General features: G+C 57.5%; 18 protein-coding genes. 14 read left to right on the top strand and 4 right to left on the bottom strand.

All coding sequences use genetic code 11. From position 1 onward, the window contains the following. Window positions 1-162: 162 nt before the first annotated feature. The 7 genes from BM225_RS12320 to BM225_RS12355 all read left to right on the top strand — a co-directional run bounded on the left by BM225_RS12320 (window position 163) and on the right by BM225_RS12355 (window position 12,902). On the top strand, window positions 163-1,599 hold the full coding sequence (locus BM225_RS12320) for a hypothetical protein (RefSeq protein WP_092464636.1): 1,437 nt from the start codon (window positions 163-165) through the stop codon (window positions 1,597-1,599). A gap of 81 nt (window positions 1,600-1,680) precedes the next feature. Beyond that, window positions 1,681-3,291: an FMN-binding glutamate synthase family protein gene (locus tag BM225_RS12325; protein WP_092464638.1), complete on the top strand. Its 1,611-nt coding sequence runs from the start codon at window positions 1,681-1,683 to the stop codon at window positions 3,289-3,291. A 223-nt stretch (window positions 3,292-3,514) separates the two neighbouring features. After that, window positions 3,515-6,097 (top strand): hybrid sensor histidine kinase/response regulator, encoded by a 2,583-nt coding sequence (locus tag BM225_RS12330; protein WP_143095383.1) that lies wholly within the window; start codon window positions 3,515-3,517, stop codon window positions 6,095-6,097. Window positions 6,098-6,312: 215 nt separating this feature from the next. Then, window positions 6,313-6,786 carry a hypothetical protein gene (locus tag BM225_RS12335; RefSeq protein WP_072702837.1) on the top strand — a complete coding sequence of 158 codons (474 nt, stop codon included), beginning with the start codon at window positions 6,313-6,315 and terminating at the stop codon, window positions 6,784-6,786. 161 nt (window positions 6,787-6,947) lie between these two features. Next, on the top strand, window positions 6,948-8,330 hold the full coding sequence (locus tag BM225_RS12340) for a calcium-binding protein (protein WP_092464642.1): 1,383 nt from the start codon (window positions 6,948-6,950) through the stop codon (window positions 8,328-8,330). Between the two features lie 147 nt (window positions 8,331-8,477). After that, window positions 8,478-11,027 (top strand): calcium-binding protein, encoded by a 2,550-nt coding sequence (locus BM225_RS12345; RefSeq protein WP_092464644.1) that lies wholly within the window; start codon window positions 8,478-8,480, stop codon window positions 11,025-11,027. A gap of 408 nt (window positions 11,028-11,435) precedes the next feature. Then, window positions 11,436-12,902 (top strand): calcium-binding protein, encoded by a 1,467-nt coding sequence (locus BM225_RS12355; RefSeq protein WP_143095384.1) that lies wholly within the window; start codon window positions 11,436-11,438, stop codon window positions 12,900-12,902. A 41-nt stretch (window positions 12,903-12,943) separates the two neighbouring features. On the opposite strand, the gene BM225_RS12360 is transcribed toward BM225_RS12355, so the two are convergent. Continuing rightward, window positions 12,944-16,366, bottom strand: coding sequence for an AAA family ATPase (locus tag BM225_RS12360; protein ID WP_092464650.1), 3,423 nt, complete (start codon window positions 16,364-16,366; stop codon window positions 12,944-12,946). Next, window positions 16,366-17,598 (bottom strand): metallophosphoesterase family protein, encoded by a 1,233-nt coding sequence (locus BM225_RS12365; protein WP_092464651.1) that lies wholly within the window; start codon window positions 17,596-17,598, stop codon window positions 16,366-16,368. Before BM225_RS12365 ends, BM225_RS12360 begins: the two co-directional genes overlap by 1 nt. A 328-nt stretch (window positions 17,599-17,926) precedes the next feature. Between BM225_RS12365 and BM225_RS12370 the strand changes: the two genes are divergently transcribed. Genes BM225_RS12370 through BM225_RS12380 form a run of 3 tightly spaced genes read left to right on the top strand, consistent with a single transcriptional unit; the run spans window position 17,927 to window position 19,280 of the window. Next, window positions 17,927-18,175, top strand: coding sequence for a PepSY domain-containing protein (locus tag BM225_RS12370; RefSeq protein ID WP_092464652.1), 249 nt, complete (start codon window positions 17,927-17,929; stop codon window positions 18,173-18,175). Between the two features lie 53 nt (window positions 18,176-18,228). After that, complete coding sequence (locus BM225_RS12375; RefSeq protein WP_092464653.1) at window positions 18,229-18,762, top strand: cytochrome b/b6 domain-containing protein; 534 nt, start codon at window positions 18,229-18,231, stop codon at window positions 18,760-18,762. A 2-nt stretch (window positions 18,763-18,764) separates the two neighbouring features. After that, on the top strand, window positions 18,765-19,280 hold the full coding sequence (locus BM225_RS12380) for a helix-turn-helix transcriptional regulator (RefSeq protein ID WP_245780479.1): 516 nt from the start codon (window positions 18,765-18,767) through the stop codon (window positions 19,278-19,280). Between the two features lie 109 nt (window positions 19,281-19,389). Here BM225_RS12380 and BM225_RS21600 read toward each other — a convergent pair whose 3' ends face one another. Further along, entirely contained in the window at window positions 19,390-20,286 is an 897-nt protein-coding gene (locus BM225_RS21600) for a calcium-binding protein (protein WP_143095385.1), read from the bottom strand. Window positions 20,287-20,500: 214 nt separating this feature from the next. Here BM225_RS21600 and acuR point away from each other — a divergent pair, with 214 nt between their 5' ends. Further along, entirely contained in the window at window positions 20,501-21,166 is a 666-nt protein-coding gene (acuR, locus tag BM225_RS12395) for an acrylate utilization transcriptional regulator AcuR (RefSeq protein ID WP_092464659.1), read from the top strand. Then, window positions 21,163-22,158: an acrylyl-CoA reductase (NADPH) gene (gene acuI / locus BM225_RS12400; protein WP_092464661.1), complete on the top strand. Its 996-nt coding sequence runs from the start codon at window positions 21,163-21,165 to the stop codon at window positions 22,156-22,158. Before acuR ends, acuI begins: the two co-directional genes overlap by 4 nt. A 15-nt stretch (window positions 22,159-22,173) precedes the next feature. Here acuI and BM225_RS12405 read toward each other — a convergent pair whose 3' ends face one another. Beyond that, complete coding sequence (locus BM225_RS12405) at window positions 22,174-23,070, bottom strand: LysR family transcriptional regulator (protein WP_092464663.1); 897 nt, start codon at window positions 23,068-23,070, stop codon at window positions 22,174-22,176. A gap of 133 nt (window positions 23,071-23,203) precedes the next feature. On the opposite strand from BM225_RS12405, the gene BM225_RS12410 reads away from it, so the two are divergent. Both BM225_RS12410 and ygiD read left to right on the top strand, forming a co-directional pair. Next, window positions 23,204-23,626, top strand: a complete 423-nt coding sequence (locus BM225_RS12410) for a DoxX family protein (RefSeq protein WP_092464665.1) — start codon at window positions 23,204-23,206, stop codon at window positions 23,624-23,626. A gap of 64 nt (window positions 23,627-23,690) precedes the next feature. Then, complete coding sequence (gene ygiD / locus BM225_RS12415; RefSeq protein ID WP_092464666.1) at window positions 23,691-24,512, top strand: 4,5-DOPA-extradiol-dioxygenase; 822 nt, start codon at window positions 23,691-23,693, stop codon at window positions 24,510-24,512. Window position 24,513: the final 1 nt, after the last annotated feature.

Raw genomic sequence — 24,513 nt, forward strand, 5'->3', positions numbered from 1 at the left:
AGGTGGTATCGTTAAGCGCTCGACATAGGGTGACTGTGGGGCTGAAGCGATAAATCGTATGAATGTGTGTTGCGAATTTGGTGAATTCGGTTAGATACAAGGCATTGATTTAGTAATTTTCGTGTCGCTGCGGCGCGTCATTTTATCGACGGCTAGTTTGCTATGCAGGTATTCGCCACAACGCCTCTGGCGCTGTTTATGTTGCTCTACATCATGGTGCGCGGACCGGTTAAAGGTTTGTGGTGTCTGTTTTTGGTCCTGCCGATGGGTGCGGCGGCGGCGATGAACGTCTCTGGCCTTGGGTCGATCTACATGGCAGACTTCGTCATCATGGCGATGTGGGCGTCGCTCCTGCTGTTCCCTACCGGTTTTTCCGAACTTTTCGCCACACTGAAGCCGGGCCGTCCAGGTTTTATCCTGCTGCTTTTGTTGATTGTGTCGCTCTTGAGCGCGTTTTTCATGCCGCGCTTCTTTCGTGGTGACACGGAGGTGTTCATGCTGGTCAAAGTGCCCGATTGGGGCATGGCCTTCCGGCTTCGCCCCCTCGAGCCAACGACGCAGAACATCAGTCAGCCGATCCGCTTCATGATCTCCATGTCGGCCTTTGTCATCCTTACCACGCTCTTTCGCAAGCATGGCAGTGCGATGCAGATTCACAAGGGCATGATCCTGGCGACTTGGGTCAACGTGCTGCTCGCGTTTTTAGACGTTGCTTCGCACGCGGTCGGCTTCAACGACCTGCTTGATGTGGTGCGGACCTCGAACATGGCGATGCTGGATGATCAGCGGATCATGGGGATCAAGCGGATCGCAGGCGGCTTTGCCGAGGCGTCAGCCTTTGGCTTCTACACGATGGGGCTCTTCGCTTACTGGATGCGTTATTGGTTCTCGGACAAAACCTCTTGGAAGAGCGGGCTCATAGCGCTCTTGATGTTTGCCCTAATCATTCGTTCCACCTCAAGTTCGACCTATCTCGCGCTGATTGCCTTTCTGGGGCTGTACTTCCTCTGGCACTTCCGCACGATGTTCAAGGCGCGCCGAGCGCTCCTGATCTACATCTCCACGATTGTCGCGGTGCCCATGATGATGATCGTTTTCATCATGCTGTTTACATTGAATCCGATCCTTTCTGGGATGCTGGACGAGATTTTGTTGACCAAAATGTCCAGCGATTCCGGCGTTGAGCGTATGATGTGGAACACGCAGGCTCTGACGGCGATGATCGACACCTACGGGCTAGGGGCGGGTATCGGGAGTGTCCGCGCCTCCAGCTTCCTGTATGCATGTTTAGGAAACATCGGGATCGTTGGGACTGCGTTGTATCTGGTATTTATCGCGCAGTTTTTGCTCGCCCGGCCGCCAAAGTCAGAGCGAGACACGCATACAGCCGCTGTGATCGCGGGCTTGCAAGCGTCGTGCATTGGGTTCCTGATCCAAGCGATGATGTCAGCACCTTATCCGAACCTTGACGTGGTATTCTTTGCCCATGCAGGTCTGGCAATGGGGCTGCTCAGGCGGCAAGAAATACTTGTGCGCCGCAAGAAAAGGCCAACGCGTGCACGACCTGTCAGGATGGGTGCAGCACGCAGCATGGCGTGATCGCGGGCAAACAGGTGGTTGAAGACTCAGAGCAGTTGATCAACTGTTGGCATCAACAGAGCAGCTGAAAGGTGCCAGAAGATGTCCCAGTGGATCCGATTCCTGACCTTCGCCCTGTGCGTCGCGTTTACGTTGATTTTCGCAATCGCTGCGGTCTGGGTGAGTTGGCTTGGATTGCTTGCGCTGGTCTTCGCAGGTCTGACGCTGGTTGGTGTTAGGGACATGCTCCAGACCAAGCATGCCATTCTGCGCAACTACCCAGTCATCGGCCATATCCGCTTTATGCTTGAGGACATTCGTCCCGAAATTCGCCAGTATTTTGTCGAGAGCGACGAGGACGAAGTGCCCTTTTCCCGCGAAGGTCGCGCGATCGTGTATCAGCGAGCCAAGAACGTTGAGGACAAGCGCCCCTTCGGCACTAAACAGCGCGTAAACGCCGCAGGCTATCAGTGGCTGACTCACTCGATCCAGCCGCGCAGAATCGAGAACAAGGATTTCCGTGTTAAAATTGGGGGACCTGCATGCACCCAGCCCTATAATGCGTCATTATACAACATATCTGCGATGAGCTTTGGTGCATTGTCCGCCAACGCGATCTCCGCGCTGAACAAAGGTGCAAAGAAGGGTGGGTTCGCCCACGACACTGGCGAAGGCGGGATTAGCCGCTACCACCGCGAGGGCGGAGGCGATCTGATCTTCGAGATCGGCACGGGCTATTTTGGCGTGCGTGACGACGAGGGCAACTTCGATCCTGAGAAGTTCGCCAAAGTCGCGGCCGATGATCAGGTCAAGATGATCGAGATTAAACTCAGCCAAGGTGCCAAGCCGGGGCAGGGCGGGATGCTGCCTGCCTCAAAAATCTCTCCTGAGATCGCTGAGGCGCGCGGCGTTCCGATGGACAAAGACTGCATATCGCCCGCGTCGCACAGCGCTTTTAGTACGCCGCTTGAGATGATGGCCTTTATCCAGCAGTTGCGCGAACTGTCGGGCGGCAAACCTGTCGGCTTCAAACTGTGTATTGGTCACCGCCGCGAGTTCATGTGTATCGTGCGTGCTATGCTCGAAACGGATATCACGCCGGATTTCATTGTCATCGATGGCAAAGAGGGCGGCACCGGGGCGGCTCCGCTGGAGTTTGCGAACCACATGGGCATGCCCTTGGTCGAAGGGCTGACCTTTGCCCACAATACTCTGCGTGGTGTGAACCTGCGTGACCGGATCGCGATCGGCGCTTCGGGCAAGTTGATCCACGCTTTTGACATCGCGAAGGCGCTTGCGCTTGGAGCGGACTGGGTGAATTCAGCGCGTGGGTTTATGTTTGCTGTCGGATGTATTCAGGCGCAGGCTTGCCACACCAACCACTGTCCGACGGGCGTTGCGACCCAAGATCCCCGGCGTCAACGCGCGCTTGTCGTGCCGGACAAGGCAGAGCGCGTCTACTACTTCCACAAAAACACGCTCAAGGCGTTGGGCGACATGGCTGGCGCTGCGGGCTTGGATCACCCCTCGTCTTTCTTGCCGCATCACCTGATGATGCGTGAGAAAGAGCGCAACATGGTCACTGGCGAGGAAATCTATCCCTATATGCCAGAGGGTTTTCTGCTGCGCGAGGACGACGATCGGTTTGGTTACCTGCAGCGATGGCGCCGCGCTGCCAGCGCGAGCTTCGCGCCATTTGATCAAGGCGTTTAACTGTATCTTGCGATTTTCGCGGTGTTAAGTAGCATCAAGTCTACTCTTTCGGGTGTATGAATACCCATTCGGACTGGTTTTTCAGCCCGAAGATAAATTGAGCGGTCAACGGTTTTCTCGTTTGTGTGGGCTAGTGTTAGGGCGATGCGCTTGAGCGTGTCGGGTCGAAGGGGAACCTCCGATCTGAGCCCGCTTGAGTTACGTGAAGGTCGTGGGGTCAATTGTGAGAAGCGGAGCACCCGAACAATTCAGCGCCAGCGCGCAGGTCATGAGTCCCGCGCGCGCTGCCGAACTGTCCCGTGACCAAGGCTTCGTCTTTCGCGATTTCGAAATTTCCAAGATCCGGATGATTACCGAGAGCATCCGTGCATATCCGGTCCGGATGACACTGGTCTATCTTGCTGTGATCTTGTTTTGGACGGTCTTCATGTCCTACGGGTCCGCGTTGCATGGACCCAATACCATTGCAGTGAACCTTAGCCCCCAGGTCTGCCTCTTTACGATCTGCGTGGGACTGTTGCTGTACCCAAGGCACCTGCTCTGGGTTCCTGTTGCGGCGCTGTGCTTTATGTACTTCGTGCCCTTTGTGCTGCCCTTTACGGGCAAGCCGATCTGGTTGATCATGCCAGAGGTCACCCCAAGTTTGATCCTTTTCTTCCTGATCACCAACCTGATTGCGGGCTTGGTCATTGGGGTGATCGCACGCTCTGTCTATCGGCGGATTGGACGTATGTTCCGGCCCAATGACACGGATTTGCTGATTGGTTGGGTCATCACCATCAGTTTTGCGGCAATCTGTTTTATACAAGTCCACATTGCCCAAGCCTATGCGCAACTTTTGCCCGCCCAAGACCTGAAGGCCTTGGGCTTTGACGAGAATTTCGTCGATTTCTCGATGAACCGTGTCCTGCGCGGTGCGTCAGTGGTGGTCGGGTTTTTTGTTGCGGTGCTGTACACGGATCGTTTGAGCGCAGTGGTGCGTTACCTCCCTGCGATGCTAATCTTCCCGCTCCTCGCTATTCTGCACCGCGCGGGGTATTTGGGCTATCCGATGCTGGATACGGCGATTGTCGGTCTGGTCTACGCGATGATCCTGCCAGCGGGCGCGGCGCCCGTCATCGTGATTGGCGGCATTACCATTTATTCGGCGCTGACCGGCCAATACCTGACAGATACGCCGCCGGGCGATGTGGAGTCAGCCTTGCTCGAGATTTATTCGATCGGCTCGCTCTTCTTGATTGTGGCCACGATGGCGTTGCGCGGGCGGGGCCGTCATGAAAGAGAGCAACGCTCCGCCAGCTTGCGGCGTCTGTCCCTGGTGCGGGAATTCGCGGGTGTCGGGCTCTTTGCGGTAAACATCCCTCGTAATAGCTTCCGGATCGAGGTTTCGGGCCAGACCCTGCTCGGGATTCCCAGCGAAACCACGTTGGATGCCTTTATCGAAACGATCGCGATGGATCATCGCCGTGCTGTTCGTGATGCGTTTGTTGCCGGAAGCGGCGAGACGAGCACTATGGTTGTGCCGCTGCTTCGAACGTTTTCCGAGGGGCAAGAGCGCCTTGTCCGTCTGCATTTGTGGGGCGAAAACAGCATCTGGAAAGAACGGATCGTCTACGGCCTGCTGATCGAAGTCACCGACGAGTACCGCCGTGAAAAGGCTCTTTCGAATGCGCTGAAGGAGTTGTCTTTGCGCCAAGAGCGTCAGAACCAGCTCTTTTCGATCGTGTCTCACGAGGTGCGCACGCCGGCCTCCGTCCTCTCGATGCTCATCTCAGAGCTTGAACGCGGTGAGGATGTCGAAGAGCTGCGCCCGCAAATGCGCGAGGCATCAAATCAGCTGCTAACTGTGCTGGACGATATGCGCCAGGCAGTGAATCCTGAGAAAAATCAGAAGATCAAGATCAGCCCCTACGTCCCAGCCGAACTGGCCGAGCAGGTGTCATCAACCTACCGGATGATGGCGCAGACCAAAAACTTCCGGATCAATATCTGTCTCGGCGAGGGCGCGGATCGGTCGATTATGGGGGATGTGTCGCGCCTTAAACAGGTTCTTGGCAATCTGGTGCGCAACGCAATTATCCATTCCAAAGGCTCCGAGATTTGCATTGGTTACGAGCGCCGTACTGATGACGGCCCTCAGGGGACCAACCTAACCCAAGTCTGTTGGACAATCACTGACGATGGCGTTGGTATTCCGCCCAACGATGTTGCGCGCTTGTTCCAACCCTTCGAGCGGGGCAGCGCGGACGCGCGCAATCAGGCGGATGGTAGCGGTCTTGGGCTGTTCATTGCCAAGCAAATGATCGAACTGCTTGGGGGGCAGCTGAGTTATTTCCCTTCGCCAATGGGGGGTGCAGGCTACCGTATCGTTATGCCAGAGGTCGTGACGCCTGCAGGCCGATCAAAATCTGTCGTAGCTGCTGACAAGGATTTCGACGAACGGCTTAAAACCCTGCGCGTTGTGTTGGCCGAGGACAACATGCTTGTCGCCAAGATTACTCTCAAACAGTTGGGACGCATTTTCGGCAGCATTGAGCACTTTGAAAACGGCGCCCTTGCACTGGCGCGGATCCAAGCCGATCCGCCGGACCTGTTGTTGACTGACCTCTTTATGCCGGAAATGCTAGGTGATGAGCTGATCCAAGCGGTTCGGACAGAGTATCCTGATTTGCCTATGATCGGACTAACTGCGGCGGTTGTCGGGGATGATACACGCCGTTTTGAGGAGGTCGGGGCAACCGCTTATCTGCCGAAACCACTCTCTATCGAAAAACTGAAGACGATCCTTCAAGAGCATCTGCCCTGACGGTCAGGTAGGTGTTGCTATCATCTTAGGTAGACGTTGTGATCCGAACCGAGAGTTTGGGGTCATCTTTGCGGCACACCTTTGGATGCCAGACGCTCGGATTGGACGGCGGATGTGCCGAAAATTGCTCTGCAATTGACCTTATGCGCAGATGAACTGGTGACACTGACTTGTTAGTTTCGTTTCATAAAATGAACGACCAAGGCGTATTAGTCATGACAGTCCCTCCGCACAGAGACGCGCTTGTCTCCCGCTTACAGCAGGAGTTGACGACGTTTGCGCTTGTTCGCGAAGTGTCATCGCAGGATGCCGCCAAAGCGCGTGTGCTGCACAACTGGACCTTTGTGCACAAGCCGAACGTACATGTCGAAGTTTGCGGTACAGCAGGCCAACATGTTGGGCACTGCGATGATTTCGTCATAACGGGTCGAGTGGTGCAGGTGGACATCGACGAAAGGGTCGTCGTCACCACAACGGGTCTCTATCGGCTAGAGCAAAGGCCAGCGAGCGACCGCGCGGCGCGAGACCGCTGCTCAATCAAGGCGGAGCTTTATAAGGTCAAGGAAATGCTCGATGAATACCGAGAGGATCTGAAAACTGTTCGGCGTTATCTGTCCGAGATGATGTCAGAGGACAGCATTCCGGGCGAAGGCGAAAGTTTACGTGCGCTGAAGCATGCCTTGCACTGAACCAGAAAGAGTGGTGGCAGAGCTGCCACAATTAGTAAGATCAACGAAAAAGTAAGATTTACGATACTCTGGGTTTTCACATCCCTGTGATAGTTTTCTGACCGAAGGTTAATAGGGCCCGCTCGGCCCAGACGATCACAGTGAAAACGCAGGAACATTGCATGACGACTTTTACAACGACGGCTTACGGTTGGTTCGAGAACGAGAGCGTTGATCCGACGGACATCTCTGAAGCGCAGATTTACGAGGTTGGCTTTGTCGGGACAAACGACCTGCAGATTTCCTACGAATACACGTACGAAGATGAAGAGTGGCCTTTCGTGGAGATCAGCATCGAGCAAGGCCAGCTTTACAATGTGGTGATCGACGGTGAAATCTATTCGCTGCTCGAAGCGTATTCGAGCTTCGCCACAGTTTCTTTGGAAAACGGCGATACCATCGATTTCGCGACTGTCCGTTACGGCGATTACGAAGGCGAAAGCTATGTGTTCCTGATCCCTTTGGCGGGCGATTACAGTACTTATTTCAATGAAAACTTCGACCTAGACGCACTTGAAAATGTGAGGTCTCTGGTAGACTTCGAAGACTATCTCTTCTCTGGCACATTCGCCGAGGGCGCAACCTTTAGCCTGCTCGATCTGCCCGAAATCGCGGTGTCGCAGGATGACTATATCGCAGACTTCCCCGGATACGACTATATCGTCAGCGGTGATGGCGATGACGAAATCTATGGCCTGTCGGGCAATGACACGATCAAAAGCGGTGCGGGTGACGACTATTTGGTTCCGGGCCAAGGGCGTGACAAAATTCTCGGCGGCGCGGGCTTCGATCAGGTCAGCTACAATGAAAGTGACGGCGTCACGCAAGGTGTGAAAGTGAACCTCGCCAAAGGGTTTGCGATCGATAACTGGGGCGATCGCGACACCGTCAAACAAGTCGAGGCGGTTCGCGGCTCTTCGCTCGACGACACGCTGATCGGGAACAAACAAAATAACTTTTTCCGCGGTCTAGAAGGCGATGACACCATCAATGGTGGGAACGGCTCTGACCAAGTGCGTTACGACCGCGACGCGCGCTATGGCGGCGAAGATGGCGTAACAGTCAATCTGGCCAAGGGATTTGCGATTGATGGCTTTGGGGATCGCGACAAGCTGGTCTCAATCGAACGCGTCTTGGGCAGTGACTACAACGACAAGCTGATCGGCAATAAGGGCAACAACACCCTGAGCGGTTTGGACGGGCGCGATGTAATCCTTGGGGGCTCAGGCGCTGATACCATTGAGGGTGGCGCGGGCAACGACAAGCTCAAGGGCCAAGGCGGAAATGACGTTTTTATCTTTGATCTGGATTCCGGCCGCGACAAGGTTCTGGGCTTCAAGACTGGCAGCGATGTGTTTGACCTGACCGAAGCGGACATCGCCTTTGACGAACTGAGCTTTGAACAGAGCGGGAAATTCGTTTTGGTGGAGTTCGAAGACGTGGACATTCTGGTTCGTGGCTCCAGCCTGTCTGATCTGAATGACGCGGATAACTTTATCTTCTGAGCCTAACCAGTCGTAGGTAACCTTAACGTACTGGCTTTAAAAGAAAAGCGGTAGGAACTGCACGTTCCTGCCGCAAATCGGCACCCATTTTGCCGCGGACACACCTCAGCCTGATCTGTGGTGGAATGTGGAAAGATTGGGTGCGTCATGGGGGACTTCCTCGTGCACGTCGGCTCTGCCTTTGACGAGGCGGATGACGACGATTTTACTGTCCTAGAGGCTCTGCGAGACGTCGCAGTGGTTCTGGTGGACGGCGCACCTATCGCGATATCCTTGACGGGTCCTAACCCCGGCGGATGGCTGGCGGCGTGGGATTTGAGCGCCGACGTTCCGCTACTGCAAAAAATCGAACTTTCTGGCAGCGGTATGGCGGGTGTCGACCCAGAGATCTGGGTCAATAGTGGTGATCAAATCCTGCTAATGGGGATGGGCAGCCATGCTGTCTCTTTGACCGCGCCGACCTCGATCAGCGTTACGGGTGTTTCCGCCGATCTTTCAGACCTGACCCTGATTAACAGTGGGTCTCTCTATGTCGCGTTGTCCGGCGCGTCAGATGCAGGTGTCTATTCCGCGTCCGACTCTGGTTTGGAATTGCTCGGCGATCTAACACACACTGATGGCTTGGCGCCGACTTCGCTGGCCTCGTTCGGGGGAACGGTGATCATGGGCGGCGTCGGTGATACGGTTCTGGCGGTGTACAAAGCTCAAGCTGATGGCAGCTTGAACCCAGTGTCCAATCTCGTGGCCGAGGACAATCCTGGTATCGCAGGCTTGGTGCAGCTCGCGACGACAGTTGTCGGGGGAACCCGTTTTGTGATCGCTACGGGCGCTCAGAGCAATTCGGTGAGCGTGTTCAAGCTGGACGGTACGGGAACTTTGCAGGTCACGGATCATCTGAACGATACCAATACATCGCGTCTGGCATCTGCTCAGGTGCTAGAAGTGGTCGATGTGGGCGATCAGGCTATGGTGATCGTTGGTGGTAGGGATGCGGGCCTCAGCTTCTTTCGTCTCTTGCCGGATGGCACGCTCCTGCACGAGGGGGAAGTGGAGGATACCCTCGAGAGCGCTTTGACAGGTCTGACGGCGCTGTCGGCATACCGAACTGACGATGGGCAGATCGGCGTTATCGCAGGCAGTGCATCGGAGCAGGGCATCAGCCAGTATCAGAGTTCCAACTCGCTCGATCGTCAGACGATTTATGCAGTAGGGGCAAGCGCTGAAGGCGACGATACCCCTGCAGTTCTTATGGGGAGCTCGGCGAACGATCGTCTGAGAGCTGGTTCTTCGGGGGATATCCTGCGCGATGGCGCCGGCGAAGATACCATGTATGGCGGGCGAGGGGTGGATGTCTTTTCGCTCGTTTCGGACGGTGCCAGAGACGAAATCCGCGATTTTGACATGAAGAATGACCGCCTCGATCTGTCTGGTTGGGCGTTCTACAGAAGCCCCGACCAGCTGGACATCACGGTGACAGAGACGGGTGCGACAATCTCATACAGCTTGTTGGACCGGACCGAGACGTTGATCCTGTACAGCACCCATGGCGGGTCGATCCCTTGGTCTCGGATCATGGCCAGTTTGGTGACCGGCCCAACTCGTACACTGCAAAGTTGGGTCGAGCCGCTGGTGGAATTCTACGCTGTAGACGAGCCAACAGACAAAAGCGACCGTATCAAGGGGAGGGATTTTGGCGACTGGCTGAATGGCTTGGACGGTGATGACTGGCTGAGCGGGTTGGGTGGACATGATCGTCTGTTTGGCGGTGCTGGTGACGATACATTGCTCGGTGGCAGCGGGAATGACGCATTAAACGGTGGCGCAAACAATGACGTTTTGCGTGGTCACGGCGGCGATGATGTGTTGTCCGGCGGCGCGGGCAAGGACCTATTGGTTGGCGCCAAAGGCGAAGATACATTGGACGGCGGAGGCGGCGCGGACAGGATCCTTGGTGGTGCGGACGCGGATGTTGTGAACGGCGGTGGCGGGAACGACACCATCCGATCTGGCGGCGGTTCCGACCATGTTTCCGGCCAGAATGGCAAGGATGTGCTGATCGGGGGAGGCGGAAACGATACCATCATTGCGGGCGGCGGCGCCGATCTTGTCAAAGGCGGCGGTGGTGTGGACCAAATTTCCGGCGGGGGCGGGCGCGATCGCCTGTATGGTGGGGCCGGATCAGATACGCTGGAGGGCAGCGCGGGCAATGACAGGCTCTATGGCAATGGCGGGTCAGATAATTTGGCTGGCGGAGGCGGCAAGGACTTGCTGTCCGGTGGTGCGGGACATGACTTGCTGGATGGTGGGACCTATCCTGATCGCCTACTTGGTGGTGGAGGGCGCGATACCCTGCTCGGTGCCGAAGGTGGTGATGTCTTAGAGGGCGGCGGTGGGAATGATGCGCTTGATGGGGGCGCAGGCAATGACACCCTGAGCGGTGGCAAGGGACGGGACACTCTGATCGGAGGCGCCGGTCGTGACACCTTTGTCTTCGTCGGAGGGCACGACCGGATCGAGGACTTTGACCCAAATTTCGATGAGTTGATGTTGGATCGCGGGCTCCAGCCTGCGCACAAAAGCCTAGAGATATCGGAGACGAAAACGGGTTATCTGTTCGACTGGGGCAAAGCGAGGGATTTGCTCATCGTAGGGGATTTGGACCCCGATCAAATTCTGGATGATCTGGGCTGGTACTAGCCCGATTCTCCTGTGTCGCGCACAGCCCTAGGGGCAAAATCGCGCCAACCGTTCAGGATTTAGAAATAACCGTCATCCTTTGCGATATATTTTTCACGCCACAGCTTAGGGAATTGTTACTTGTGCTGGCGCAAAGGTTGACCGGTATCAGCCGTTTGTAAGAATTGGTTTTGAGCGCGGATAAGTATTTTCCGTTTTGCTCAATAAAAACAGTTAATTGATATGAAATATTTCTGCTTTAGTGCAGCGGTATTTCAACGAAGATAATCCGTTTTGATATCAGGGTTTACGACTCTCTCTTCTTGGTCGCCTACCATGTTTTTTCGTGACTGATTGGCACGGATCAGGCACTTGCCTAGAGTGAGGCAAAAATTTCCCCGACATTCCATATTCAAAGTGAGATAGAACGTGGCGACGGATTCATACATTGGCACAGGCGATGCGGACAGCATCAATGGCGGCAGCACCGATGACACAATGATCGGATATGCTGGCGCGGATACCCTTCGGGGCCGAGGCGGCAGCGATACAATCATTGGTGGGTCGGGTAACGACGTCCTGGATGGCGGGACGTTCGACGACACCAACGATGTGCTGGATTACTACGACGAGGGCGGCGAGGGCGCTGTCAATGTCAACACTTCGACAGGATCGGCCACCGACACTTACGGCGACACCGATAGCTTCACGCGGTTCGAGACGATTTACGGCACCGCGCTTGGCGACATCTTTCTGCTAAGCGGCGGCGACGAAGTCACGATCTGGAGCGCCGATGGCGACGACACCATTCGCGCGGGCAACGGTCTTGTGACACTGAACTATTACCGCGACTATTCGCAGGTCGACGGTCGTACTGGCATTGATGTGGACTTGGCGAACGGCACGATCACCGACGGCTTCGGCGATACCGACACGCTGTTCGGCGAGGTCGCCGAAGTGCGCGGCACGATCTACGCAGACGAGATGAAAGCCGGCGATTGGGGGGTGTCCTTTGTGGGTTCTTACGGCACCGACACTCTAATCGGTGGCGATGGGGATGACACTCTGAATGGTGGCAGCGAAGATGACTCCCTCGTCGGGCGCAGCGGCGACGACTACATCGTCGGAGAAGCTGGCGACGACACGATCAAAGGCGGCGGCGGTTCCGACACCATCGGCGGCGGCGAGGGCGAGGACTTCATTCGCGGCAGAGCTGGCGGTGACTCCCTGACTGGCGGCAATGGCGACGACCTGATTTATGGCAACGGTGGTAACGACACCATTGGCGGCGGGTCTGGCCACGATACGATCTTTGGCGGGAACGGCGACGACACGGTGAATGGCGATTTCGGCGATGACCTGATCAAAGGGGGCAGCGGCAACGATACCCTCATTGGCGGCGGCGACGACGATACAGTCTACGGACAGCGCGGGAACGATGATCTATTGGGGTCGTCGGGCGATGATGTCATCTATGGCAATGCCGGCAACGACGTGGTCGATGGCGGTTCTGACAATGACAAGGTTTACGGCGGCGCGGGCAATGACAGCGTGATCGGCAACGACGGCGACGACACGCTCTTTGGTGGCAATGGCGACGATTTGGTTAGCGGCGGTCAGGGCGATGATAAATTGCGCGGCGGCAGTGGCGCAGATACCTTCTACTTTGTCGCCGGAGAGGACAGCACGAACCACGACATTGTTGTCGATTTCGAGGATGACATCGACCGCATGGCAATCGAACAGACGCTGATCGGGGACTATTCGCAAAGCGCTTTAGAGGACTACGCCGCACAGGTCGGCAATAACGTCGTCTTCACCTTCTCCACGGGGGATACGCTGACGGTGCGCAATATCTTGGTCGATGATCTGATCGACGACTGTGCCTATTTCTGACGGCAATGGGGCGGCCACGGTCGCCCCTTCTTCTTGGTCGGTCAGATGCTGTGAACTGTCACAGCGCCGCCGCACACCTCTTGGGCCAAGTCGACCACATGTTTGTGATGGGTCAGGTAAATGGCCTGTCCGGTCTGTCCGATACGTGCCATCACCTGACAGGCGGATCGCGTACGATCCTCGTCAAAGGTTTCAAAGATATCATCGCAGAAGAATGGCAGGGTCTGGCCTTGGGCCGCTAGTTGGTCAAAGGCCGCAGCGCGCAGCGCCAGATAGAGCTGGAATCGCGTGCCCTTGGACATGTCTTTGGCCTGTTTTGCCTGCCCTGCAGCGTCATAGGCGATCAGTGTTTCTGACTGGCCAGATGGCACCGTGTCGAGCCGTACATAGGCACCATTTGTAAGGGTGGCAAAGGTGGCTTCGGCAGCCTGCATCATCCCGCTGCGATGGGTGTCGCGGTAGCGGCGGATGGCTTCTTCGGCCAAGCGATGCCCGAGCCGCAATTCCAGATGGCGCCGTGCAACCTCTTGAATCTCTAGCTCTATGATTGCCTTTTGTTCGGTCAGAAGCGCAATGTCGCTATCGCCCGTGACAGCCTTTAGGGCGTGTTCGGCCCGCCCCCGCTCTGCGCTCGCCGTACTGAGCGCTGTGTCCGCTTCATCAATATCGCGCCCAAGCTGGTCAATCTGATCTGCCAATGTTTCAGCGGTATGCCCCTTTAGGCAATCGCGGACTTGCGCGAGATTCTCTACACTGAGTTTATCCGTCAGCGCGTGTTTGCTTCGTGAGAGGGTCTCGCGCTGCTCCAAGACCTTCTCTGTGGTCGCCACGGCGCGGCGCAGGTCCGCGAGAGTCTGTGTTTCGATTGATGCTGGGAAAATCGCCGCCAGATCTGCGACGCGGCGCTCAATCTGTGTGAGTTCGGCCCGTGCAGCCGCCTTGTTTTCTTCGAGCTGCCGCATTTGTTCGCTCAATTGTGCGAAGCGCTCCTCGGCTGCTTGGGCTTGGGCCGCGAGAGCTGAAAGAGACTGGTGCAAGGCATCTGCATTTCTTTCTTCAGGCAGCGCATGCTGCGTCGCTAAGTCCTGCAATTTTGCCAGATAGAGCGCCTGATCCTCTGTCATCCCATTGATTTGGCGGGAGAACTGCTGACGCTTGATGTCGTCCTCGCGCAGCGACTGTAGGGGCGTGAGCCCGTTTTCCAGCGCCTCTGGTGCGATATGACCTGAAAAAGAACTTGCGATCAGGTCACGCCACCGCGCTTCCGCTGCGCTGAGGGCGTCTTGCGCAGCTTGCACCGTGGCCTCGCGGTGGCGTATCTCAGCCGTGATGGATCGCATTTCCGCAGCGTGGTTCTGCTTGGCTTCTCGGTCTTTCTGTTGGCTTGCTGCCTTGCGCCGTGCTGTGTCAACCGCGTCGTCTAGGGTTGGTGAAACCAAGGCGGCTGCCTGCGCAATAACTTGAGTCAGCGTCTCTGTGCGGTTCAAAGTGTCTGCTTGTTCTGCGCGCACCAATTCCAAAGAGTGCTGGGCTGCGCGGGCAGCTTCTGCCGCTTTGATCCATTTGGGCAGCGAAGCCGGATCTAGGGCCTCTCGTAATCCAGCGTGTTGGCAAACCGTCTCGGCCTCTGCGATCGCGGCATCGTGGTCTGTCTGCGCTTGCACCAAAGCATTGCCCGTTCCAGTGCGTCGCGCTTTGGCCTCGGCGAGGTCGGCCTCTACTTGTCGCAATTCCCCCAGATCTCGCGCGTGGCTTAGGCGCTTGTCTGCAGCATCGTCAACCGCTTGCATCGCAGCTGCGAAATCCTGTGCGCTTTGCGCGTTCAAGACCTGTAGGTGCATGGACCACAGGGTGTCACGCTCTTGCTTCAACGCGCTTGCTGCATCGTCGCCGATGACACCGCCCCCGTCCTTCAAGTGGTTAATTTTTGCAGTTTTCGCGACGATGTCGCTGTCTTGGTCCGCGGCGGTTTTCTGTAGCTCCGACAAGTCATGGCGCAGGTCGCGAACCCGGTCAGCCAACGCTTCGGCGGCGTCAGAGGCGATCGGGACAGTCGGTGTCGTGTCGAACTGTTGATCCGCAATGGTCAACGCAGCCAGACTGTCAGAATACGTGCGCTGGGCCTGAGCGACGCTGTGGCGCGCTGTTGCATGCGCCGTAAGCAAACGATCCGCCCCATATTGCTCTAGCAATGCGGTCCAGTCGGTCGCTTCATCGGATGTTACCGGGGCCTGTGAGTGCAGGGCTCTTTGACGGTCTTGGAGCGCTTGCAAGTCCCCCGTGGTCCCCTCGGCCTGTCGCCGCGCATCGCGCAAAGCGGTCCGAGCACCTTCGATCGTGGTCATCGTGCCTTCGTCAATCAACAGGGCATCCAACCCATCAGGAGTGGCGCCCAACTGCCGCGCGATGGACGTCATTTCCGCTGTGATATCTGCGTTTTCGCTCCGGCGGCGGTCCAGATCGCGCAGAGCCCCCAGATGCCGCGACCGCAACTCTTCGAGCGCTTGAAGCGCGTCGATCAGAGGGAGATATTCGGGGTGGCGTTCAATCGCTTCCAGATCGACGCGAGCTTTGGCCAGAGCCTGTTCTGCTGTGTCGATCCGAGAGGTATGCTTGCTTTGCTCTTCGATCAGGCCGACCAGCTCTTCGGGGTTAATATCGAGTTGTTCGGGGTAGTCATCCGTCCCAGCCAGCAAGGCCGAGAGCCTATCGACCTCTGAAAGCATCGGAAGGGCGTTTGCCAAGGTTTCGGCGTCGGCCCGTGCACTGCGCAGTTTGGCGCGTTTCCCAACCAGATCCTGCTCTTCGCTCTGAGCCGCTTCCAACGCCTGTTTTAGCTTTCGATAGGCACTCGCAGGAACGTCGAGCTCTTTGATCTGCTTGTCGAGCGCCTCGCGTTCTTTCTTCAGAATTGCGAAACGCGTTTTAGAGGCGCGGGCGCGGTGCAGGTCATCCGCTTCGGACTGGACTTGGTCCAGCACGGCGGTCAGGTCGCTAATCCCTGCGGCGGCTGAAAACAGCAGCCGACCGATATCACCTTTGCTGCTGGCAATCTCTTCTCCGCCCTTTTCGATCGTCTCATCATCAAGGCAAAGAAGTTTGCGATACTCGGTCTCGTCCAATCCACCAAGGATGCCTGCCATTGCGTTTTCAGGCAGGGCAACGCCGTTTTCGTCCGTCAGCGCTCCGTCGCGTTGGGGCAGCCGCGTGAAATGGCGCGTTTGATCACCAATCTCCAGAGTGCCAGAAATGCTCAGGTTCTTGCGTTGGTGCTGAAAGCCGTAGCTGTCTTGGTGCGGGAACCCGTAGAGTAGGCGCAGGAAACCTTCCATCGTGGTGGTTTTTCCGGCTTCGTTCGGGCCGTAGATCACGTGGAAGTCGCCTGACGCTGAGGCGGGGCCAAAGTCATAGGTTTTGCCCGCGAAGCGGCCAAACCGGTCGAGCGAGAGATTGCGTAGACGCATCAGTCAGACGCTCCCTTCATCCGTGCGAGGATATCTGCGGTGCCTGTTTCTGTGAGCACACGGGCGAGGGATTTCACCGACTCTTCGTCCGGAGCGAAGTCGGGCCGTAAGGCTGGGGGCAGATCATTCAGCATCGACACTACCTCGGCCTCAAGGGTGGCGGCGAAGCCTGCCTCTCGGGCGATCTGGGTCATCAGAGTTTGCAGTTCGCCTGTGGCTGACGTGTCGGTGGCGTCGGTTTCGCCGGTGATATCAAGGCTGACCTTTTCAACCCAGACAGTGCCCGTTTCCGATGCAATGTCCTGCACGGTCTGTGTCCAAGTTTCCGCGTCGCGCCGGATTTGCCAGTGGCGCGGCGTAGAACCGGTCAAAGTCACGCGCAGAATAGCTGTGTCAGAGGTGAGTTGGTCAGCAAATTGCGACAGGCTTTGGCGCAGGCGGCTGCGCAGATCATCGTCCGTAGGGCATCCGGCGCAATCGACCGACACCGCCGCAAACTCAACGACAGAGGTCGGGATGGTATCGATGGACAGGGCGCCATCGTCGATTTGGATGAGCGTCGCGGACTGTGGTCCCGCTTCGCCGATATCGCGTCCTTGGGGGATGCCGGGCATGACAATCCAAGGGGCTTGGCTGTGGACCTGCCGCTTGTGCACATGCCCGAGCGCCCAATAGTCGAACTCCATGGCCCCAAGGTCGGTCATCGAACACGGCGCATAGGGGTCGTGCCCCGCAGCCCCCGCCAAAGAGGTGTGAAGCATGGCAATGTTCACAGCATCCGGCACGGGCGCGGCAAACTTTGGCAGCAGGCTTTCGGGTGCATGTTTCCCGCTGAAGCTGACCCCGTGCACCCAAACTGGACTGTCTGCGATCTGCACTCTACCCGCGCGGGCCCCAAAAATATGGACGTTCGCGGGCAGTGCGACTTCGCCAGTGATCGGGTTCTCGGCGTCATGATTGCCCTTGATGTAGAAGACTGGGATCTCGGCCTTCTGCAACCGCTCCATCTGGCCGGACAAAAAGGCTGCAGTCTTGGCGCTGCGCTCGGCCCCGTCATACAGATCGCCGCTGATCAACAGGGCAGAGACCTCGTGTTCCAGCGCTGCGTCCACGATACGGGTCAACGCCATACGCGTCGCAGCCTGAATGCGCGCTTGCAGAGATTCGTCCCGCAAGGCCAGCGATTTGAGGGGCGAGTCGAGGTGGATGTCGGCGGTGTGCAGGATCTTCATATATGTCTCATGATCTAAATGGAGAGTGGCCCGCAATCGGACCTTCTGCAACCGGATTTCCTGATCTCCCTTGGGCTGTGCTTGTGCCGCCTTGCAGAAGCGTTGTTTCCAGAGTGTTTTCAAGGGTGCCCGCGGAAAACCTTTTAAAAACAGACGTAAACCTCAGGATGATGGCCCTGCAACCTGCGATTTAGGGCGTTCTGGTGCAACTTAGCGGTGATGGATTTGGGTAGGTCAGGCGGCGCAGTGTCTAAGCCAACGGCACGTCACACACCCTTTCACGGCCGTTTCAACTTCACTGCTTACCTGCCTGAAAAGGATCTTCGAAATGTTCAAGAAAACCCTGACCGCCCTCGCTCTTGTCTCTACCGTAGCCACTGCTGCCTTTGCGTCTGATGTCATTCTAAATGACGAGAACGCCGCCAAAATCCGCACCATGCTGACCGAGCAAGGCTACGAGGTCGGCAAGATCAAACTCGAAGACGGCCTGTACGAAGCCTACGCCCGCAAGGATGGCATGAAATACGAGGTGTTCATGAACGGCGCCTTCGAGGTCGTCAAAGTCAAAGAAGACTAATCTGGCGCCGCGGGGGCCACGTGCCCCCGCCCCACCTGCCATAGGAGGACCTCATGCAGAATATAAAAGTCTGGGACCCAGCGGTCCGCCTGTTTCATTGGAGCCTTGTGATCGCGTTCACGGCGAATGCTCTGATCCTCGATGACGATAGCAAGCTGCACCAGTATGTCGGGTATGTTGTCGTTGGCCTTGTTGCCTTTCGTGTGCTCTGGGGCTTTGTCGGGTCACGGTACGCGCGGTTTAACAGTTTCCCACCAAGCGTTGCGGGCGCGACCGAGCAATTGTCCGATATGGCCACCGGCCGGACCAAAATTCACGTTGGCCACACGCCCCTTGGCGCCTTGATGATCTATAACTTGCTGGCAACGCTGGCGATCATCGGCGCTTCGGGCTATTTGATGACAACCGACATGTTCTGGGGCGTTGAATGGCCCGAAGAAGTTCACGAGTTGTCCGTTGCTTGGGCCGAATTTTCGGTCGTGTTGCATATTGCCGCTGTTATCTTTGAATCCCGCCGGACCAAAGTGAACTTACCGCGGGCCATGATGACAGGCGTCAAAACCGTTCCCGACGCCAAAGGAGGCTGATCGTGCTGTTTTCCATGCGAACGTCGCAAAGCAAGGCTGCAGCTCTATTCGGACTGATGATTGCGCAGATCTTCTGCGCAGTCTTCTTTGTATTGGATGTGATTGCGGACTACCGCGAAGCGGGAACCGAGGCGGCCTATCACCTGCATCTTTACGTGGAAACACTGGCGACCTTCAGTCTGGTCTTTGCGATCGTGTTCGAGGGTAAATTTCTGCTCGCAATGCTGCGGCGGCAAGCACACTTGGAAGAGAGCCTGAGCAACGCGCGCTCTGCGGTGCAAGAGATCATGGAAGATCGCTTTGGCGAATGGGGGCTAACCCCGTCGGAGCAGGATATTGCCACCTTTCTGATCAAGGGCTTCAGCACATCGGAAATCGCAGATCTGCGGGGAAGTGCGGAGGGGACGATCAAAACCCACCTCAATTCGATTTACCGCAAGGCGGGCGTGCGCAATAGAACAGAGGTTCTGAGCCTTTTGCTGGACTGCATCATGGTGACCGAGCGGCCCGCCGCCTGAGGGCCGTTTTAAATTTTCTGCCGCCCGATCACCGGCTTCGCGTGCGGTGTGGTTGGGCCCTTGGCTTGGGCCCGACGCTTGATATTTTGGACGATCAGGCAAAAGCGTATTAGTCGGAGTCGAAACTCCACAGCAGGATGTTCACATCCGTGTCCAGCAAGGTCAGGCTGTTACTAGGATCGCCCGCCAAGCTGATGACGACATCCGCGCCGACCTGCGTGGCGGTTTCGCTGAACGCAAAGCCTGAAGTGATCGTACCGTCCCCATAGAAAATGACATCGCCCGCCTCGTAGTCCGTGATCACGTCGTGGCCGCTCTGGAAGTGGAACGTATCCGCGCCGCCTCCACCGGTCAGAGTGTCATTGCCGAGCCTGCCGTCCAACTCGTCGGCCTGAGAGCCGCCATTCAGATTGTCAGCTCCGCGGCCACCGTTCAGAGAATCTTCGCCAGCGCCGCCCTTCAGCGAGTCTGCGCCCTGCGCACCGATCAGCGTGTCGCGTCCTTGGCCGCCGTTCAGGGTGTCGTCGCCTTTGCCAGCGAGCAAAAGATCGTTGCCTTGGTTGCCGAACAGAGAGTCGTCCCCAGAGAGTGCCTTGATCGTGTCGTTTCCGCCGCGGCCGTACATGTGGTCGGCGGCGTGGAAGTTGAAAAAGCTGTCGGACGTCTCAGTTCCCGTCAGCCGGTCGTCGCTGCTGAGCCCTTCGAACAGATAGATCGCAGGCGAGGGGGCCACATCGCCGTCGTCGTAGGCGGTCACAACGGAGGGATAGATTAGCGCCGTATCTTCGTAAATCGGGACATAGGCCTCATCCGCATAGACGAAATACAAGGCGTCCGTATCGTCGATGCCCGCGTCTTCAACACTGACCAGCATGTCCGAAGTGACGATCAGCGTGGTCTCTCCGAGGGGGAGGAAGAACACAACTTCCGGAGCGGTGGTGCTCTCTTCGACAGCTACGTCACCTGATTGATCTTCGCTTTGCAATAATATGAGTTCAGTTGTCATCAATGCGCCCTAAGTATCAAATAGAAAGAAATAATATTGCATAAATCTTTGCCTGCGCTGAGTCTGTCAAGGTCCGGAAGTCTTTTGAGCGCACAACTGTGGTGCAACTTTCGGTCGAGATTAAGGGTGCCGCGTGGCGGGCTCGTAGATGCGAAATTCAAGGCCTTCGGACTTTATAATTGATTTATAGACGCATCGGTCTAATAAATTATGCATGACGACCGAAACACCCGATTCCAGATCGAACCAGACTGAGCGCCGTAGGGGGCGTCCGCGCCGTGATCCGGCGCAGGCCGAGGCGCGCAACCGACTGCTCCGCAGTGGGCTGGAACACCTGACCGAGAGTGGATATTCGGCGATCGGCATCGACCAGATCCTGCGCCATGCGGGTGTCCCGAAAGGCAGCTTTTACCACTATTTTCGAGATAAAGAGGCGTTTGGTCTGGCCCTGATCGAGGCGTACCAGACCTATTTTGTCGATCTGCTGGACAGCGCTTTGGATGACGAGAGCCTTGGTCACGTCGACCGGTTGCGATTGTTTGTGCGCCGCGCGACGGACGGGATGGCACGACACGACTTTCGCCGCGGGTGTCTGGTGGGCAACTTGGGCCAAGAGATGGCCGCGTTGCCAGAGAGTTTTCGCGCCGAGTTGATTGCCGTCTTTGAGGATTGGCAACAACGCACCGCTCGGTGTCTGTCGCAAGCACGGGCTGCCGGCGAAATTCCACAGGCGGCGGATCCGCAGGCCTTGGCCCAGTTTTTCTGGATCGGATGGGAGGGCGCGATCTTGCGCGCCAAGCTGGAACAGGGACCGGAACCGATCCGCCTGTTCGCCGATCTATTCTTTTCCATGCTCAAAGAGGGGGAGCCAAACCGATGACCCAAGCCGTTGTCATTGATAAGACCGAGGACCAACAAACCGTCACCCTGCGCGATGTCAGCGCCGCTGACTTGCCCGAGGGGGACGTGCTGGTCGACGTGGCCTATTCCACGTTGAATTACAAAGACGCGCTGGCGATCACGGGCGCGTCCCCTGTCGTGCGCAGCTTTCCCATGGTGCCGGGCATCGACTTTGCCGGAGTGGTGCGAGACAGCAGCCATGCGGACTTCAAGGCTGGCGACAAAGTCATCCTGAATGGCTGGGGCGTGGGCGAGAAGCATTGGGGCGGGCTGTCCGGCCAAGCGCGCGTTTCCGGTGACTGGCTGATCCCGCAGCCCGCAGGCATGACTGCGCGGCAGGCGATGGTGATCGGCACCGCGGGCTATACGGCGATGCTCTGTGTGCTGGCGTTGGAAGAGCGTGGGGTCACGCCCGACAGCGGAGAGATCATTGTCACTGGCGCAGCGGGCGGTGTTGGCAGCGTCGCGACCATGCTTCTGGCGGCCAAAGGCTTTCAGGTCGCAGCCGTAACGGGTCGCGCGTCCGAGGCGGACTACCTAAAGAGCCTTGGCGCGAGTTCGATCATCGACCGCGAGGAATTGTCCGGCAAGCCTCGCCCCTTGGCCAAAGAACGTTGGGCGGGCGCCGTCGATGTGGCGGGCAGTGTGGTTCTGGCCAACGTCATCGCGTCGATGAAGTACGGTGGATGTGTCGCGGCCTGCGGTTTGGCGGCGGGCATGGACCTGCCCACAAGCGTTGCGCCGTTCATTCTGCGCGGGGTCACTTTGGCGGGCGTGGACAGCGTTATGGCGTCCAAGGCCAAGCGCATTGCGGCCTATGATCGTCTGGTCAGCGACCTTGATCTGTCCAAGCTGGACGCGATTGCCACGGAATTGGCCTGGGAAGACGTGATCGAGACCGCTCCAAAGTTCCTGTCCGGCGAGGTGCGTGGTCGCATCGTTGTTCCGGTCAATCCGTCGCTCGACGCCTGAGTGATCAGACGCGGGCTATAATACGCCCGCGTTCTTGATGTCTTCGACGGCGAAATCAATCAGGGCACGCACCTTGCGGGGCAGGGTGCGCCCTTCGAGGTAGACGGCACTGATCGGTCCGCTCTCTACATCGTAGTCCTCTAGCAAGGGGACGAGCCCGCCGCTCTCGATTGCAGACCCGATGGCAAAGCGCGGCGGATAGGCAATGCCAACGCCCTGAAGCGCGAGTTCGACGCCCGCCCGCGCAGAATTGACCTGAAACCGGCCTTGTACAGAGGCTTCGAACGTTTCTGTGCCTTTGGTGAATGTCCATCGCCTGGGCGTCAGGCGGTTGGTGTCGATGATGCAGGGCAGCTGGTTCAGGTCCGACGGATGCTGCGGGGTGCCGTAACGCTCCAGAAATGCCGGACTGGCCACGAGCGTGGACCTGAAGGTGCCCAACTTGCGCGTCTTCATGGATTGCATGGCGCTGCGTCCCAAGCGGAAGGCCAGATCAATCCCTTCGCTCGCCAGATCAGAGAATTGGTCGGACAAACGCAGATCAAACATCAGATCAGGGTTTTCTCGCCCGAGGCGCTCTAGCATCCCGACCACATAGAGTTCGCCAAAGGTCACGGGCGCGGACAAGCGGATGACGCCAGAGAACCCTTTGGATCCCTCGGATACCTCTGCCAGCAGCGTGTCCAGATCGTCCAGCAGGGCAGGGGCGCGGGCCAGTAAATCTGCGCCCGCGGGGGTCAGGCCGACTTTGCGCGTGGTGCGCTGGAACAGCCGGATGCCAAGCCGCGCTTCAAGTTCAGCTACGTATTTCGAGGTCAGTCGGTTGGACACGCCCAATTGCTCGGCTGCGCCAGTGAAAGATCCTGTCTGCGCGGTGGCCACAAAGGCGCGCAATTCGTCGACGATATCCATGATAAATTCAGAACAAAATGTGGAAAGTCATTCCATAAAGTCTCCATTTTGTTGAATAGGGTCAATCGCTAAGTTCGGTGTCAGACAACAGAACACGCCACAGCACGGTGGCCCCGAAATTTGGAGACAGACCATGACACCCCAAGCACAAAACGACCTTTCCGCTCTGATCCTGCGCCTTGCCAGCGGCGCGCTGTTTCTGGCCCACGGCTGGATGAAGGTCAGCGTTTTCACCATCCCCGGCACCGTCGGCTATTTCGAGAGCCTCGGCCTGCCCGGCTTTGTCGCCTACCTGACCATTCTGGCCGAACTGGGCGGTGGTCTGGCGCTGATCCTTGGCGTTGCAACACGCCTTGTGTCGCTGGCTCTGATCCCTGTCCTTCTGGGGGCCGCATGGGTCCATAGCAGCAACGGCTGGACCTTCTCGAACGAAGGCGGCGGTTGGGAATTCCCCGTATTCTGGGCCGTGGCTCAGGTGGTGATCCTGATCAAAGGCGCGGGTGCATATGCTCTGCGCATCCCCGCACTGAACCGAACCTTAGGCCAGTTCGCCTAATCGATTATCTAATGTGAAACGGGTCGCCCCAATAGGCGATCCGCCCCGCCACAGGAGACTGAACATGAGTACCGTCCAAACACTGAGCGCCCTGCGCGACCGACTGAGCCCTTCGGACCGGATGCCTCTGGTCTTTCTGGGGCACGGCAGCCCGATGAACGCGATCGAAGACACCGAGTATAGCCGCGCCTGGACTGCGCTGGGGCAGAACTTGCCGCGTCCCAAAGCGATCCTCGTCGTCTCGGCCCACTGGATGACCAAGGGCACGACGCTGGTCGACGTCTCGGCCATGCCGCGCACGATCCACGATTTCTATGGCTTCCCGCAGGAGCTGTTTAACCAGCAATATAACGCCCACGGCGATCCGGCCTTGGCACGCGAAGTGACCGCTCTGCTCAGCAGTCACCACGCCCAAGAGGATGACACCTGGGGTCTGGACCACGGCGCCTGGAGCGTGCTGAAGTTCTTGTATCCCGATGCCGACGTTCCGGTCTTTCAGGTCTCGATCGACATGACACAGGACCTGTCCTACCAGCTGGAAATTGGGCAAATCCTGTCCGATCTGCGGGACCGCGGTGTGCTGATCCTTGGGTCGGGCAATGTGGTGCACAACCTGCGTGCCCTCGATTGGGGCGGCAAACCACAGGACTTTGCCATCGCGTTCGATAAACTCTTTGCCGAAAAGCTGGAGGATCGGGATTTCAACGCGCTGGCCGACCGCAAGGGTCTGGGCACCCTGCTGCGGATGGCGCACCCGACCGTCGACCATTACTTGCCTGCGCTGACCATAGCGGGCGCGTCCGACTCCCGTGACCAACTCACATGGATGACGGACTCGATTGATCTGGGGTCCGTGTCGATGCGGTCCTTTGTATTTCACGCATAAT

This window comes from Donghicola eburneus (assembly GCF_900115865.1).
Lineage (GTDB): Bacteria > Pseudomonadota > Alphaproteobacteria > Rhodobacterales > Rhodobacteraceae > Donghicola > Donghicola eburneus.

What these genes read in the sequence shown, in the direction of transcription:
- BM225_RS12320 (WP_092464636.1), top strand. Translation starts at nt 163, where the DNA reads ATGCAGGTATTCGCCACAACGCCTCTGGCGCTGTTTATGTTGCTCTAC.
- BM225_RS12325 (WP_092464638.1), top strand. Translation starts at nt 1,681, where the DNA reads ATGTCCCAGTGGATCCGATTCCTGACCTTCGCCCTGTGCGTCGCGTTT.
- BM225_RS12335 (WP_072702837.1), top strand. Translation starts at nt 6,313, where the DNA reads ATGACAGTCCCTCCGCACAGAGACGCGCTTGTCTCCCGCTTACAGCAG.
- BM225_RS12340 (WP_092464642.1), top strand. Translation starts at nt 6,948, where the DNA reads ATGACGACTTTTACAACGACGGCTTACGGTTGGTTCGAGAACGAGAGC.
- BM225_RS12345 (WP_092464644.1), top strand. Translation starts at nt 8,478, where the DNA reads ATGGGGGACTTCCTCGTGCACGTCGGCTCTGCCTTTGACGAGGCGGAT.
- BM225_RS12360 (WP_092464650.1), bottom strand. Translation starts at nt 16,366, where the DNA reads ATGCGTCTACGCAATCTCTCGCTCGACCGGTTTGGCCGCTTCGCGGGC.
- BM225_RS12365 (WP_092464651.1), bottom strand. Translation starts at nt 17,598, where the DNA reads ATGAAGATCCTGCACACCGCCGACATCCACCTCGACTCGCCCCTCAAA.
- BM225_RS12370 (WP_092464652.1), top strand. Translation starts at nt 17,927, where the DNA reads ATGTTCAAGAAAACCCTGACCGCCCTCGCTCTTGTCTCTACCGTAGCC.
- BM225_RS12375 (WP_092464653.1), top strand. Translation starts at nt 18,229, where the DNA reads ATGCAGAATATAAAAGTCTGGGACCCAGCGGTCCGCCTGTTTCATTGG.
- BM225_RS21600 (WP_143095385.1), bottom strand. Translation starts at nt 20,286, where the DNA reads ATGACAACTGAACTCATATTATTGCAAAGCGAAGATCAATCAGGTGAC.
- acuR (WP_092464659.1), top strand. Translation starts at nt 20,501, where the DNA reads ATGACGACCGAAACACCCGATTCCAGATCGAACCAGACTGAGCGCCGT.
- acuI (WP_092464661.1), top strand. Translation starts at nt 21,163, where the DNA reads ATGACCCAAGCCGTTGTCATTGATAAGACCGAGGACCAACAAACCGTC.
- BM225_RS12405 (WP_092464663.1), bottom strand. Translation starts at nt 23,070, where the DNA reads ATGGATATCGTCGACGAATTGCGCGCCTTTGTGGCCACCGCGCAGACA.
- BM225_RS12410 (WP_092464665.1), top strand. Translation starts at nt 23,204, where the DNA reads ATGACACCCCAAGCACAAAACGACCTTTCCGCTCTGATCCTGCGCCTT.
- ygiD (WP_092464666.1), top strand. Translation starts at nt 23,691, where the DNA reads ATGAGTACCGTCCAAACACTGAGCGCCCTGCGCGACCGACTGAGCCCT.